Below are 14,071 nucleotides of genomic sequence, written 5' to 3'. Positions count from 1 at the left end.
GCTTAGTAGCCCAGGTCGAAGTTCTCTTCTTTCATGTCCATCAGGTTGTTGGCGCCCGACAGCATGGTTGCAACGTGAGTGCGGGTACGCGGCAGGATGCGCTGGAAGTAGAAGCGCGCAGTCTGCAGCTTGGCGGTGTAGAACGCCTCTTCGGAAGTGCCGGCAGCCAGTTTCTCGGCAGCCAGGCGCGCCATGTCAGCCCAGAAGTAGGCCAGGCAGGCGTACCCGGAGTACATCAGGTAGTCCACGGAGGCCGCACCGACTTCTTCGCGATCCTTCATGGCAGCCATACCGACCTTCATGGTCAGCTCGCCCCATTCCTTGTTCAGTGCAGCCAGCGGTGCGACGAATTCTTGAACCGCTTCGTTGCCTTCGTTGGTCTGGCAGAACTTGTGGACGATCTTGGTGAAGCCTTTCAGGGCCTCGCCTTGCGTCATCAACACTTTACGACCCAGCAGGTCGAGTGCCTGGATACCGGTGGTGCCTTCGTACAGCATGGAAATGCGGCTGTCGCGAACGTTCTGCTCCATGCCCCACTCGGCGATGAAGCCGTGGCCACCGTAGATTTGTACGCCGTGGTTGGCGGATTCGAAACCGACTTCGGTCATGAAGGCTTTGGCGATTGGCGTCATGAAGGCCAGCAGTGCGTCGGCTTTCTTCTTCTCTTCTTCATCCACGCCGTACTTGACGATGTCGACTTGCTTGGCAGTGAAGTAAACCATTGCACGGTTGCCTTCGGCGAATGCCTTCATGGTCAACAGCATGCGACGTACGTCTGGGTGAACGATGATCGGGTCAGCGGCTTTTTCCGGCGCTTTCGGGCCAGTCAGCGAACGCATTTGCAGGCGATCACGCGCATATTTCAGGCCGCCCTGGAAGCCGATCTCGGCGTGAGCCAAACCTTGCAGCGCAGTACCCAGGCGTGCGGTGTTCATAAAGGTGAACATGCAGTTCAGGCCTTTGTTCGCCGGGCCGATCAGAAAACCGGTGGCCGCGTCGAAGTTCATCACGCAAGTGGCGTTACCGTGGATACCCATCTTGTGTTCCAGGGAACCACAGCTCACCGCGTTGCGTGCGCCGATCGAACCGTCCGCGTTCGGCATGAACTTCGGCACGATGAACAGCGAAATGCCTTTGGTGCCAGCCGGTGCGTCCGGGAGGCGGGCCAGTACGATGTGGACGATGTTATCGGCCATGTCGTGTTCACCGGCCGAGATGAAGATCTTGGTGCCGGAGACTTTGTAGGAACCGTCGGCCTGAGGTTCAGCCTTGGTGCGCAGCATGCCCAGGTCGGTGCCGCAGTGCGGTTCGGTCAGGCACATGGTGCCGGTCCACTCACCGGAAACCAGTTTGGTCAGGTACGCGTCTTGTTGCTCAGGCGTGCCGTGTTCGGAAATGGTGTTCATCGCGCCGTGGGACAGGCCTGGGTACATGCCCCACGACCAGTTGGCCTCGCCAACCATTTCGCTGACAGCCAGACCCAGAGACTCCGGCAGGCCTTGGCCACCGTGCTCTACGTCGTGCGCCAGGCTAGGCCAGCCGCCTTCGACGAATTGTTTGTAGGCTTCTTTGAAACCCGTCGGGGTTTTAACGCCGGACTCGCTCCAGGTGCAGCCTTCGGTGTCACCCACGCGGTTCAGCGGAGCCAGTACCTGCTCACAAAACTTGGCGCCTTCCTCGAGAATGGCGTCAACCATGTCCGGAGTTGCGTCCGCACAAGCCGGAAGGCTCTGATAGTGCGCTTCGTAGCCGAGCAGTTCGTCACGAACGAAGCGAATATCACGCAAGGGGGCCTTGTAGTCAGGCATAGCGATAAACCTCTGCTGATGTAACCGGGAATGAACGACCGCGTGGATTTGTTGTGGCGGTCAAACAGTTGTTTGAAACATACGTTTACGCCTAAATCTTGTCAAGCGTCGATCTTTGGCCGTTTGTCATCGACCCATCGATCTGCCGGACACGCAGCAGCGCACCACCGATGCTCAAGCACAGGTGCCGTGTAGAAAAGATTAGTTGAGGGAGAAGGACTTACGCAGCAAAACGCCGCGAAAAGTCGCGGCGTTCAAGAAGCGGATTCAGCGAAGGGATCAAGCAAATGTATCGATCAACGTACCGAGCATTTCGTCTGAAGCCTTGGCGACTTTAGCGCCCGCTTCCACCTGAAATTTGCCTTGGACCATCTCGATGACATTGCTGGTCAGGTCCGATCGCTGACTGCGATCAACCGAACGCAGTCGATCAACCTGAACTTCGGAAGACTGGCTGGTCACCGACCGTTCGATGGTATTGCTGGCGATCTGTCCGGCCGCTTGATCGACACGGTTCTGCCCTGTCTGAATGGTGCTCAGACCCGCATAAAAAGCAGTGTTACCTGAAATTTGCATGGGAGAACTCGTTCGGCAAGGGGATCAGTAGCGGGCATTGAATCAGACATGGTGGCAAAACGCCCGACAAAAACACTAATGGCACAGTGCCTTGTGATAGCTAAAACCTAGTCCAGTAAATCCAGCTGCAAATGCTCCGCCACGGATTCAGCGGTGACCGACTTGAGTTTCGGCACCCGCCCAAGGCACGGCGCGGGGATACGCTCGGCGAGCGTCGCAAGGTTCTCCTCCAGCCGCGAGGTTTTGGGATCAATGATATTCGCCACCCAACCCGCCAACTGCAATCCATCCTGGGCAATCGCCTCGGCCGTCAACAACGCATGATTGATGCAACCCAAACGAACGCCGACCACCAGAATGACTGGTAAATCCAGCGCCATCGCCAGGTCAGACAGATTGTCCTGATCCGCCAGCGGCACACGCCAGCCGCCCGCTCCTTCAATCAGGGTGAAATCGGCCTGCATGTCGAGAATCTCGCGCATAGGCACCAGCAACGATTGCACCGTCAGCGCCACGCCCGCTTCGCGCGCGGCCAAGTGCGGAGCGATGGCTGGCTCGAACGCCACCGGATTGACCTGTGCATACGTCAACGGCAGCGAGCACTCGACCAACAGCGCCAGCGCATCGGAATTACGCAACCCCTTGGGCGTCACGTCGCAGCCCGAGGCAACCGGCTTGCCGGCCGCCGTGCTCAAGCCCGCCGACCGCGCGGCATGCAACAAGCCGGCGGCCACGGTGGTTTTGCCGACATCAGTGTCGGTACCGGTGATGAAATAGGCTTTGCTCATAAAGGTTTCTCCAATACGGCATAGACCACTTGATAAGTCGCCGGCAAACCTTCGGCCTGACGAAACTGCTCATACGCATCGATCAAACCGAGGATCCGCGCCCGGCCAGTCAAGCCACCCGGCCGCCCAGGGTTCAAGTTGTGCGCACCCAACGCCTTGAGTTCATGGGTCAGGCTGCGCACATCCGGGTAATGCAACACATGAGGACGGGTTTGCAGGCTGACGGTTTTCAAGCCGCTGGCCGCACACAGTTGCTGATAAACACCCAACTCGCGGAAGCGATTCACGTGCACCATGCCATCGACCTGACGCCAACTGTCACGCAGCTCAAACAACGTCCCTACACAAAGACTAGCAAACGCGAAAATCCCGCCCGGTTTCAGCACTCGCTGCGCTTCGCTCAGCACCGAGCCGAAGTCCGCGCACCACTGCACGGCCAGGCTGGAGAAGATCAGATCGCAGGTCGAGTCTTGCAGCGGCAAGCGCTCCGCATCACCTGCGATGAAATGGGTGGCGCCGCCCAATGGCCGGGCGTGATTGAGCATGCCTTCGGCGATGTCGAGTGCTACGCCATGACCGGCCGGAAAACGCTCACCCAGCGCCCGACTGAAATACCCGGTGCCGCAGCCCAGGTCGAGCCAGATACCCGGGACAAAATCCGCGGGCAAGCGACTCAACAGCTGGCTGCCAACATCACGCTGCAATTCAGCCACGCTGTCGTAGCTCGCTGCTGCGCGAGAAAAGGACGCTGCCACCTGGCGCTTGTCGGGCAAACCGCCGGACAGGTTGTGAAGGGATAAATCAGTCATCACCGGACTCATGCAAAAAGGCCTGAATCGCCCCCGCCACACCGTGGGGGTCTTCCAGAAGAAACGCGTGGCCGGCCTGTTCAATCAGACCGATTTCGACATCCGGCAGCAGTGCCAGCAAGTCCCCCGCCGCTTCGGCCGGGACCAGGCCGTCGAGGCCGGCGAACAAATGCAGTTGCGGACCGCGAAACGCCTGCAAAGCCTGGCGAGTATCCAGTTGTGCGAGGACTTCCAGACCACTCATCAATACCGATGCGGAAGCGTTTGGCGCGCCACCCAGCAACAATCGCGACAGGCCGCGCGAGTCTTCGGCGCCTTGTGCGCACAGCAACGAAAAGCGTTTCAACGTCATGCGCGGATCAGCCTTACAGCCCGCCAGGAACGCATCGAACGTCTCGCCGGGCATCGCGCTCGGCCATTGCTCATGGGCGACAAACGAAGGATTGCTCGCCAGGGTCAGCAAGCCGCAGCAACGATCACCGCGACGTGCCGCCAATTCGGCTGCCAGCATGCCGCCCAAGGACCAGCCGCCGAGCCAGGCATCCTGCGGCACTGTCGAATCGAGCTCATCGAGCCATTCATCAAGATCGCTCGACTCCAGTTCCGGCAGCGGCTCGATCTCGACACGCAGGTGCTCATCCAGCCCCTGCAAGGCCGCCGCCAACGGTTCCAGCGGCGAAATCCCGAGGCCCCAGCCGGGCAACAGAATCAGTCGATCACGCATGGCTTGGCTCCGGTTTCAGTTGGGCAAAACAGTCGGCCAGTCCATTTAACAATAGTTGCACCTGGGCCTCGCTATGCGCGGCGGTCAGGGTCACTCGCAAGCGGGCGCTGCCGGCCGGTACGGTCGGCGGACGGATCGCGGTCACCATCAAGCCGCGCTCACGCAACATCTGCGACAGTCGAACCGCACGCCCGGCATCGCCAATCATGATCGGCTGAATCGGCGTGAAGCTGTCCATCAGCTCCAGGCCGATTTGCTCGGCACCTTGGCGGAACTGGCGGATCAACGTCTTCAGATGCTCACGTCGCCAATGTTCGGTGCGCAGCAGTTCGAGGCTTTTCAGCGTCGCGCAGGCCAGCGCCGGTGGCTGGCTGGTGGTGTAGATGTAGGGACGGGCGAACTGGATCAGGCTTTCGATCAGCTCCTCGCTGCCCGCGACAAAAGCCCCGGCGGTACCGAACGCCTTGCCCAGCGTACCAACCAACACCGGCACGTCTTCCTGGCTCAGACCGAAATGCTCGACGATCCCGCCGCCATTGGCACCCAGCGGACCAAACCCGTGAGCGTCATCGACCATCAACCACGCGCCTTTGGCCTTGGTTTCTCGGGCCAGCGCCGGCAGGTCGGCAATGTCGCCGTCCATGCTAAACACGCCGTCGGTCACCACCAGCGTATTACCGGTGGCTTTCTCCAGGCGTTTCGCCAGGCTGACCGCGTCGTTGTGCAGGTAGCGGTTGAAGCGTGCGCCGGACAGCAAACCGGCATCCAGCAACGAAGCATGATTGAGCCGGTCTTCAAGCACCGTATCGCCCTGCCCGACCAGCGCGGTGACCGCGCCGAGATTGGCCATGTAACCGGTGGTGAACAGCAACGCACGCTGGCGTCCGGTCAGATCAGCCAGGGCTTCTTCCAGTTCATGATGCGGCGTGCTGTGACCGATGACCAAGTGCGACGCCCCGCCACCCACGCCCCAGCGAGCCGCACCGGCGCACCAGGCTTCGATCACTTGCGGGTGATTGGCCAGGCCCAGGTAATCGTTGTTGCAGAACGCGAGCAACGGCTGGCCATCGACCACCACTTCCGGCCCTTGAGGGCTGTCTAGCAGCGGACGCTGGCGGTAAAGGTTTTCGGCACGACGGGCAGCAAGGCGTGCGGCGAGATCGAAAGACATGCAGGCCTCGGGCGGTCAGAATTCAGAAGCTATCGCAGTACCTTGTGGGAGCGAGCCTGCTCGCGATGGGTTCATAACATTCAACATTGATGCTGGCTGTTACATCGCTATCGCGAGCAGGCTCACTCCTACAGGGGTTTGCATTCCTTCAGATAAATCAGGGAGCGTTAAACAGCAGCGTTATAGAACTGCTCGCTGCTCTTCTGCTCTACCAGCGCCTGCTCAATAGCCGCCTGATGCACCTCGTCCGCGTGCTCTTCGCGCGCTTCCGGCAGGATCCCCAGGCGCGAGAACAGTTGCATGTCCTTGTCGGCCTGCGGGTTGGCGGTGGTCAGCAGTTTTTCGCCGTAGAAAATCGAGTTCGCGCCGGCGAAGAACGCCAGGGCCTGCATCTGCTCGTTCATGGCTTCACGGCCGGCGGACAGGCGCACGTGGGATTGCGGCATCAGGATGCGGGCAACGGCGAGCATGCGGATGAAATCGAACGGATCGATGTCTTCGGCATTTTCCAGCGGTGTGCCGGCGACTTTGACCAGCATGTTGATCGGCACCGACTCCGGGTGCTCCGGCAGGTTGGCCAGCTGGATCAGCAGGTTGGCGCGGTCATCGAGGGACTCGCCCATGCCCAGAATGCCGCCGGAGCAGATCTTCATCCCCGATTCACGCACGTAGGCCAGGGTTTGCAGGCGCTCGCTGTAGGTGCGAGTGGTGATGATGCTGCCGTAGAACTCAGGCGACGTATCGAGGTTGTGGTTGTAGTAGTCGAGGCCGGCGTCGGCCAGCGCAACAGTCTGGTCCTGATCCAGGCGACCGAGGGTCATGCAGGTTTCCAGGCCCATGGCTTTCACGCCTTTGACCATTTCCAGCACGTATGGCATGTCTTTGGCCGACGGGTGTTTCCACGCCGCGCCCATGCAGAAACGGGTCGAACCGATGGCCTTGGCGCGAGCGGCCTCTTCGAGGACCTTCTGCACTTCCATCAGTTTTTCTTTTTCCAGGCCGGTGTTGTAGTGACCGGACTGTGGGCAGTATTTGCAATCTTCCGGGCAGGCGCCGGTCTTGATCGAAAGCAGCGTGGAAACCTGGACGCGGTTGGCGTCGAAATGTGCGCGGTGCACCGTCTGTGCCTGGAACAACAGGTCGTTGAATGGCTGAACGAAGAGTGCTTTGACTTCGGCCAAAGACCAGTCATGACGCAGGGTTGCAGAGGTGCTGGCGCTCATGGGCGTTTCCTTTGTTTTATGCTTGGCAAGTGACTGATGGGATGGAATACCCACAGACGCGACACGGATGTTCGGCATATTTAAGGAAGACTCATGCGCTGTCAACCATGTTACGACGGACCGGTTTACATCTGGTTAAAAAACATACAACACTGTTTGCTCTGTGCTGAACCGGCCGAGGAACACACTGCGATCTGCATGGCCTGTGAAACGGAGTTGCCCTGGCTTGGCGATCACTGCCAGACCTGCGCCGTGCCCTTGCCCGGCTCAGGCTTGACCTGCGGCCAGTGCCTGAAACGACCGCCCGCCTTCGAGCGAGTCGCCGCGCCATGGTCGTACAGCTTTCCGCTGGACACGCTGATCACGCGCTTCAAGCACTCGGCAAAGTGGCCGTTTGGCCGCCTGCTCGCCGATCTTCTCGGCCAATACCTGCAACATCGCTTCGATGAAGATCTGAATCGGCCAGACGCGCTGGTTCCGGTGCCGCTGGCCGCTAAACGACTGCGCCAACGGGGTTTCAATCAAGCCGCGATGCTCGCCCGCTGGCTCAGTCAGACCCTGAACATTTCTTGCGACGAAACGCTGCTGCTGAGGATTCAAGACACCAGCGCGCAGCAGGATTTGAATGCCGAGGCCCGCAAAAAAAACCTGCACAACGCGTTTGCCCTGACGCCCGATGCGTGCATCAAGGGTCGTCACTTGGCGTTGGTGGACGATGTGTTGACCACCGGCGCCACGGCGCAAGCCTTGGCTCGCCTGTTAATGGACGCCGGCGCCGCACGTGTCGACGTCTATTGTCTGGCCCGCACACCCAAACCCGGCGATGCGGTTTGACCCAAGGACACAAAACCTGTGGGAGCGAGCCTGCTCGCGATGAGGCCATAACATTCAACATTAATGGCGACTGTACCGACGTCATCGCGAGCAGGCTCGCTCCCACAGGGATAGCGCCTGACTTGACTCCCGGGCTCCCAGCCGCCAACGTCCTCACCATCGTCACAGCCAAAGCGTCTTGCCATGTCCTTGCCTACGTTGTTGTCCCAGCACATTGTCCGTCGCCCGCAGCGCATCGCGTTGCTGCAACACATCGCCGAACAAGGCTCGATCACCCGCGCAGCGAAAAGCGCGGGCCTGAGTTACAAGGCGGCGTGGGACGCCATCGACGAGCTGAACAACCTGGCGCAGAAGCCGCTGGTGGAACGCAGCGTCGGCGGCAAGGGCGGCGGCGGCGCCAAACTCTCCAGCGAAGGCCTGCGCGTGTTGCGCCTTTATCAAAAGCTGCAAGTCCTCCAGGCCCAGGTGCTGGAGGCGGCTGAAGATGCCAGCGATCTCGACCTGCTCGGCCGCCTGATGCTCAGGACCAGCGCGCGCAATCAACTGCACGGCAAGGTGGTCGAGATTGAAGGTCAGGGGCGCAACGACCGGATCCGCCTCGAACTGGCCGAAGGCTTGAACATTGATGCGCAGATCACCCACGACAGCACCCTGCGCCTGGAGCTGGAAACCGGCACCGAGGTGGTCGCCCTGATCAAGGCCGGTTGGCTGGACGTGCTGGATATCGAGCAACACGCAACACTCGGCAACAATTGCCTCACCGGCATTATCGAAGAAATTCTCGACGCCGAAGACGGGCCCAGCGAAGTGCGCATCAGCCTGCCCAATGGCCAGACGCTGTGCGCCTTGGCCGAGCCAATGCACTTGCGGACCCACGGCCTGACCACCGACAAACCGGTACTGGTGCAGTTTTCGCCTTCCAACGTCCTGTTGGGCACTCCGCTCTGAAACAAAAGCGTCATGTCCGCTCACTAAGGTGTCTGCAAAAACCGCAGGGAGCCTGATGTGAGCCTATTAGAAGAAAACCAGTCCACCGACCTCGAAAAAATGGTCGGCCTCAGCCGTCGCGGTTTCATCAGCGCCGGCGCCCTTTGCGGTGCCGCCATGTTCCTGGGGGGCAACCTGCTGAGCCGCAGTGTCATGGCCGCGAGCGTCAGCGCCGGCACCAGCAAACTGTTGGGTTTCGACAGCATCCCCGCCGCCACCAGCGACGCCATTACCTTGCCGGCCGGCTACAAGTCCTCGGTGCTGATCAGCTGGGGCCAGCCGCTGCAAAAGAACGGCCCAGCGTTCGACCCTAGCGGCAACGGCACGGCCGAGCATCAGGAAGTCCAGTTCGGTGACAACAACGACGGCATGAGCCTGTTCGAGTTTCCCGGTGAAAAAGACCGGGCGCTGATGGCGATCAACAACGAATACACCAACTATCGCTACCTCTACGCCCATGGCGGCATGCCGCAATCGGCCGAAGAAGTGCGCAAGGCGCTGGCCTGCGAAGGCGTGTCGGTGATCGAAGTACAGCGCAAGAACGGTCAATGGCAATTCGTCCAGGGCTCGCGCTACAACCGGCGTATTCACGGCAACGCGCCGATCAGCCTGAGCGGTCCGGCCGCCGGTCATGAACTGCTGAAAACCAGCACCGACCCGCTCGGCAAGAACGTCCTCGGCACCTTCCAGAACTGCGCCAACGGCAAGACGCCGTGGGGCACGTACCTGACGTGCGAAGAGAACTTCACCGACTGCTTCGGCAGCAGCAACGCAGAACAGAAATTCGACGCTGCGCAAAAACGCTACGGCGCGGTGGCGACCAGCAAAGAGATCAACTGGCACCAGCACGACGAGCGTTTCGACCTGGCGAAGAACCCGAACGAACTCAACCGTCACGGCTGGGTGGTGGAGATCGACCCGTTCGATCCGCAATCAACCCCGGTCAAGCGCACGGCCCTGGGCCGCTTCAAGCATGAAAACGCCGCACTGGCCGAAACCCATGACGGTCACGCCGTGGTGTACATGGGCGACGACGAGCGCGGCGAGTTCATCTACAAGTTCGTCAGCCGCGACAAGATCAACCACAAAAACCCCAAGGCCAACCGCGACCTGCTCGACCACGGCACCTTGTACGTGGCGCGTTTCGACGCCGGCGACGGCAATGCCGATCACCCGAAAGGCAAAGGTGAGTGGGTCGAGCTGACCCACGGTAAAAACGGCATCGACGCCAGCAGCGGTTTTGCCGACCAGGCCGAAGTGCTGATCCACGCACGCCTCGCAGCCAGTGTGGTGAAAGCCACACGCATGGACCGCCCGGAATGGATCGTGGTCAGTCCCAAGGATGGCCAGGTCTATTGCACCCTGACCAACAACGCCAAGCGCGGCGAAGAAGGCCAACCGGTGGGCGGGCCAAACCCGCGCGAGAAGAACGTCTACGGGCAGATCCTGCGCTGGCGCACCGACCGTGACGATCACGCCTCGAAAAGCTTTGCCTGGGACCTGTTTGTGGTCGCCGGCAACCCGGGTGTCCACGCCGACTCGCCAAAGGGCGGTTCGTCGAACATCACGCCGCAGAACATGTTCAACAGCCCGGATGGCTTGGGTTTCGACAAGGCCGGGCGGTTGTGGATTCTAACCGATGGCGATTCGAGCAATGCCGGTGATTTTGCGGGCATGGGCAACAACCAGATGCTGTGTGCCGACCCGGTGACCGGGGAGATCCGCCGGTTCATGGTCGGGCCGATTGGCTGCGAAGTGACCGGGATCAGTTTCTCGCCGGATCAGAAGACGTTGTTTGTCGGGATTCAACATCCGGGGGAGAACGGGGGTTCGACATTCCCTGAGCATCTGCCGAATGGCAAGCCGCGGTCTTCGGTGATGGCGATTTCCCGCAAGGATGGCGGGATCGTCGGCGCCTGACAGGGCCTCTTCGCGGGCAAGCCCGCTCCCACAGTGACCTCCTGTGTGCGACAAATAGTGTGCACAACCAGAATCCATGTGGGAGCGGGCTTGCCCGCGAAGGCGTCGGTGCGAACAACACTTACCTCAAGCCCAACCCCTAAAGACACCCCGTCTGCGCTACCATGCTTGGCCGGACGCGGCAGCCTGCTGCGCGCAGGAGTCAGCATGGCCCACCCGTTTGCAACCCTCACCCCAGACCTCGTGCTCGATGCCGTCGAAAGCATCGGCTTTCTCAGCGACGCGCGCATTTTGGCGCTCAACAGCTACGAGAACCGCGTCTATCAAGTCGGCATCGAAGACTCCGAGCCGCTGATCGCCAAGTTCTATCGCCCGCAGCGCTGGACCAACGAAGCGATTCTCGAAGAACACCAGTTCACCTTCGAGCTCGCCGAATGCGACGTGCCCGTGGTCGCGCCGATGATCCACAACGGCGCCAGCCTGCACGAACACAACGGCTTTCGTTTCACCCTGTTCCCACGCCGTGGTGGCCGTGCGCCAGAGCCGGGCAATCTCGATCAACTCTATCGCCTGGGTCAGTTGCTCGGTCGTCTGCACGCCGTGGGTTCCACCAAACCGTTCGAGCACCGTGAAGCGCTGGGCGTGAAGAACTTCGGTCACGACTCGCTGACCACCCTGCTCGAAGGCAACTTTGTCCCCAAGAGTTTGCTGCCCGCCTACGAGTCCGTGGCCCGCGATCTGCTCAAGCGGGTGGAAGAGGTCTACAAGGCCACGCCGCACCAGAACATCCGCATGCATGGCGACTGCCACCCCGGCAACATGATGTGCCGCGACGAAATGTTCCACATCGTCGACCTCGATGACTGCCGCATGGGCCCGGCGGTGCAGGACATCTGGATGATGCTCGCCGGTGACCGCCAGGAATGCCTCGGCCAATTGTCGGAATTGATGGACGGCTACAACGAATTTCACGACTTTGATCCGCGCGAACTGGCGTTGATCGAACCGCTGCGCGCCTTGCGCCTGATGCACTACAGCGCCTGGCTCGCCCGTCGCTGGGATGACCCGGCGTTCCCGCACAGCTTTCCGTGGTTCGGCAGCGAACGGTATTGGGGTGACCAGGTGTTGGCGTTGCGTGAGCAGCTCGCAGCCTTGAACGAAGAACCCCTCAAACTCTTCTGACTCACGCAGACTTAATGTGGGAGCGGGCTTGCTCGCGAATGCGGTCTTCCAGTCAACATCTTTGTTGAACATGAAACCGAATTCGCGAGCAAGCCCGCTCCCACATTGGTCCGAGACCATTCCGAAAAATCTCCTTACAATCCCTTCTTTGTTAGCTGCCTAAGCAAGGATTCTGCATGCAAGCTGCCAACCCGCGTCGCGGGTACATTCTGGGCCTGAGCGCCTACATCATCTGGGGACTGTTCCCGCTCTATTTCAAAGCCATCGCCAGCGTGCCTGCGGTGGAGATCATCATCCACCGCGTGCTGTGGTCCGCGCTGTTCGGCGCCTTGTTGCTGATGGTGTGGAAACATCCTGGCTGGTGGCGCGAGTTGCGCGACAACCCGAAACGCCTGGCGATCCTGGCCCTCAGCGGCACGCTGATCGCGGCCAACTGGCTGACTTATGTGTGGTCGGTGAACAACGGGCGGATGCTTGAGGCCAGCCTCGGTTACTACATCAACCCGCTGGTGAATGTGTTGCTGGGGATGTTAATCCTCGGCGAACGGCTACGGCGCATGCAATGGCTGGCGGTGGGTCTGGCGGCGGTCGGCGTGGCGCAACAGGTGTGGCAGGTCGGCAGCCTGCCGTGGGTGTCGCTGGTGCTGGCGCTGACGTTTGGTTTCTATGGATTGATCCGCAAACAGGCACCGGTCAAAGCGCTGCCGGGGCTGGTGGTGGAAACCTGGATGCTGGTGCCGATTGCGGTCGCGTGGCTGCTGTTCAACCCGACGGCAGCCAGTGCGCAACCGGAGTTCTGGACCACCTCCCAAGCCTGGTGGCTGGTGGCCGCCGGCCCGGTTACGCTGATACCGCTGATCTGTTTTAACGCCGCCGCACGGCATATTCCCTACACGACCTTGGGATTCCTCCAGTACCTGGCGCCGACGCTGGTGCTGTTGCAAGCCGTTCTGCTGTTTGACGAACACCTGTCGTCCAGCACACTGGTCGCGTTCATCTTTATTTGGGCAGGCCTGGCGGTTTACAGCGTCGATGCGTGGATAAGTCTGCGTCGCCGTAGCTGATCAAAAAACACACAAACCTCTACAGGCCACGTCCTCCGTGGCCTGCATCGATCCTTCCCAAGGTTATCCACAGCGTGATCCCCGCCGTTTGTGCGCAACTCGTTGAAACTGATGGTTTTTTGATCAGATCCTGAAGAAGCCCGGCCGGCGTGGGCTGGCGGGCTGTCTCTACAGGTTATCCACAGGCAGGTGCACGTTTATCTTGGATAAGCCTGTCAAGGCTCGCTGCGCAGCACCAGTTCGACCATCAAATCGTCCGCCAGGGTTTCCAGGCGCGACTGCAAGACGTCCAGCGACAAGGTCAGTGGCACGGCGAGAATCGCCTCGGCATGGAACAGCGGCTCGCTGCTCATAGGCGCCGGCCGCACTTCGGTCACCAACCTTTCCAGGTTCACCCCTTGCTCGCTGAGCAGACGGGTAATGTCGCGCACGATCCCCGGACGATCGTTGCCGACCAACTCCATCGCGATAGGCTTCCAGGTGCAGGATTGTTCGATGCCGCTTTCGGCAATCAGTACGCGAATGCCTTGGGCGGACAACGCCTGTAGGGCATCGACCAATTCATCGTAGGCCTCGGCCGGCACCCCCACCCGAAGAATCCCGGCGAATTGCCCGGCCATGCGCGACATTCGGCTTTCCAGCCAATTGCCGCCGTGCTCGGCAATGCACTGGGCGATGCGCTCGACCTGCCCAGCCTTGTCCGGAGCAAACACTGTGAGTACGAGGTGGTCCATGGCGCAGCCCTCTTTTGTTATAGAAACAGAAGTATAGGCAAGGGGAACATTGTGGCGAGGGGGCTTGCCCCCGTTGGGCTGCGAAGCGGCCCCCTTCCTTTAGTCAAAAAATCCCTGCTCACTGTTCTGGCGACTGCTGCGCAGCCGAACGGGGTCAAGCCCCCTCGCCACAAAAGGTCAGCGTTCAGCCAACAAATGCAAAGCCCCATAGCAGTGCGCCAAAGATTATGTGTACAACTTTTTATATTTAA

General features: G+C 60.4%; 13 protein-coding genes. 5 read left to right on the top strand and 8 right to left on the bottom strand.

Annotated elements, in window-relative coordinates; all coding sequences use genetic code 11:
* Positions 1-2: 2 nt before the first annotated feature.
* From BK660_RS09275 to bioB, 7 genes are all read right to left on the bottom strand, one after another.
* The gene (locus tag BK660_RS09275) at positions 3-1,808 is read right to left on the bottom strand and encodes a phenylacyl-CoA dehydrogenase (protein WP_123433064.1); all 1,806 of its coding nucleotides are present in this window, start codon (positions 1,806-1,808) and stop codon (positions 3-5) included.
* Positions 1,809-2,087: 279 nt separating this feature from the next.
* Positions 2,088-2,384 carry a pyrroloquinoline quinone biosynthesis protein PqqE gene (locus BK660_RS09270; RefSeq protein ID WP_123433063.1) on the bottom strand — a complete coding sequence of 99 codons (297 nt, stop codon included), beginning with the start codon at positions 2,382-2,384 and terminating at the stop codon, positions 2,088-2,090.
* A 107-nt stretch (positions 2,385-2,491) separates the two neighbouring features.
* Positions 2,492-3,172, bottom strand: coding sequence for a dethiobiotin synthase (bioD, locus tag BK660_RS09265; RefSeq protein ID WP_123433062.1), 681 nt, complete (start codon positions 3,170-3,172; stop codon positions 2,492-2,494).
* The gene (gene bioC, locus BK660_RS09260; protein WP_123433061.1) at positions 3,169-3,981 is read right to left on the bottom strand and encodes a malonyl-ACP O-methyltransferase BioC; all 813 of its coding nucleotides are present in this window, start codon (positions 3,979-3,981) and stop codon (positions 3,169-3,171) included. Before bioC ends, bioD begins: the two co-directional genes overlap by 4 nt.
* Positions 3,974-4,705 (bottom strand): alpha/beta fold hydrolase, encoded by a 732-nt coding sequence (locus BK660_RS09255; RefSeq protein ID WP_123433060.1) that lies wholly within the window; start codon positions 4,703-4,705, stop codon positions 3,974-3,976. Before BK660_RS09255 ends, bioC begins: the two co-directional genes overlap by 8 nt.
* Positions 4,698-5,876: an 8-amino-7-oxononanoate synthase gene (gene bioF / locus BK660_RS09250; RefSeq protein ID WP_123433059.1), complete on the bottom strand. Its 1,179-nt coding sequence runs from the start codon at positions 5,874-5,876 to the stop codon at positions 4,698-4,700. Before bioF ends, BK660_RS09255 begins: the two co-directional genes overlap by 8 nt.
* Positions 5,877-6,043: 167 nt before the next feature.
* Positions 6,044-7,099 (bottom strand): biotin synthase BioB, encoded by a 1,056-nt coding sequence (bioB, locus tag BK660_RS09245; protein WP_010467114.1) that lies wholly within the window; start codon positions 7,097-7,099, stop codon positions 6,044-6,046.
* Positions 7,100-7,192: 93 nt separating this feature from the next.
* Between bioB and BK660_RS09240 the strand changes: the two genes are divergently transcribed.
* From BK660_RS09240 to rarD, 5 genes are all read left to right on the top strand, one after another.
* Positions 7,193-7,933: a ComF family protein gene (locus BK660_RS09240; RefSeq protein ID WP_123433058.1), complete on the top strand. Its 741-nt coding sequence runs from the start codon at positions 7,193-7,195 to the stop codon at positions 7,931-7,933.
* Between the two features lie 183 nt (positions 7,934-8,116).
* Positions 8,117-8,881: a TOBE domain-containing protein gene (locus BK660_RS09235; RefSeq protein ID WP_123433057.1), complete on the top strand. Its 765-nt coding sequence runs from the start codon at positions 8,117-8,119 to the stop codon at positions 8,879-8,881.
* A gap of 57 nt (positions 8,882-8,938) precedes the next feature.
* Positions 8,939-10,840 (top strand): PhoX family protein, encoded by a 1,902-nt coding sequence (locus tag BK660_RS09230; protein WP_123433056.1) that lies wholly within the window; start codon positions 8,939-8,941, stop codon positions 10,838-10,840.
* Positions 10,841-11,047: 207 nt separating this feature from the next.
* On the top strand, positions 11,048-12,022 hold the full coding sequence (locus BK660_RS09225) for a serine/threonine protein kinase (RefSeq protein WP_123433055.1): 975 nt from the start codon (positions 11,048-11,050) through the stop codon (positions 12,020-12,022).
* A 176-nt stretch (positions 12,023-12,198) separates the two neighbouring features.
* Positions 12,199-13,086, top strand: coding sequence for an EamA family transporter RarD (rarD, locus tag BK660_RS09215; RefSeq protein ID WP_123433054.1), 888 nt, complete (start codon positions 12,199-12,201; stop codon positions 13,084-13,086).
* A 215-nt stretch (positions 13,087-13,301) separates the two neighbouring features.
* Here rarD and BK660_RS09210 read toward each other — a convergent pair whose 3' ends face one another.
* Positions 13,302-13,820, bottom strand: coding sequence for a glycine cleavage system transcriptional repressor (locus BK660_RS09210; RefSeq protein WP_027926687.1), 519 nt, complete (start codon positions 13,818-13,820; stop codon positions 13,302-13,304).
* Positions 13,821-14,071: the final 251 nt, after the last annotated feature.

It is taken from the genome of Pseudomonas brassicacearum, from assembly GCF_003732265.1.
GTDB lineage: Bacteria > Pseudomonadota > Gammaproteobacteria > Pseudomonadales > Pseudomonadaceae > Aquipseudomonas > Aquipseudomonas brassicacearum_D.
This window is presented reverse-complemented; position numbering and strand designations above follow the sequence as displayed.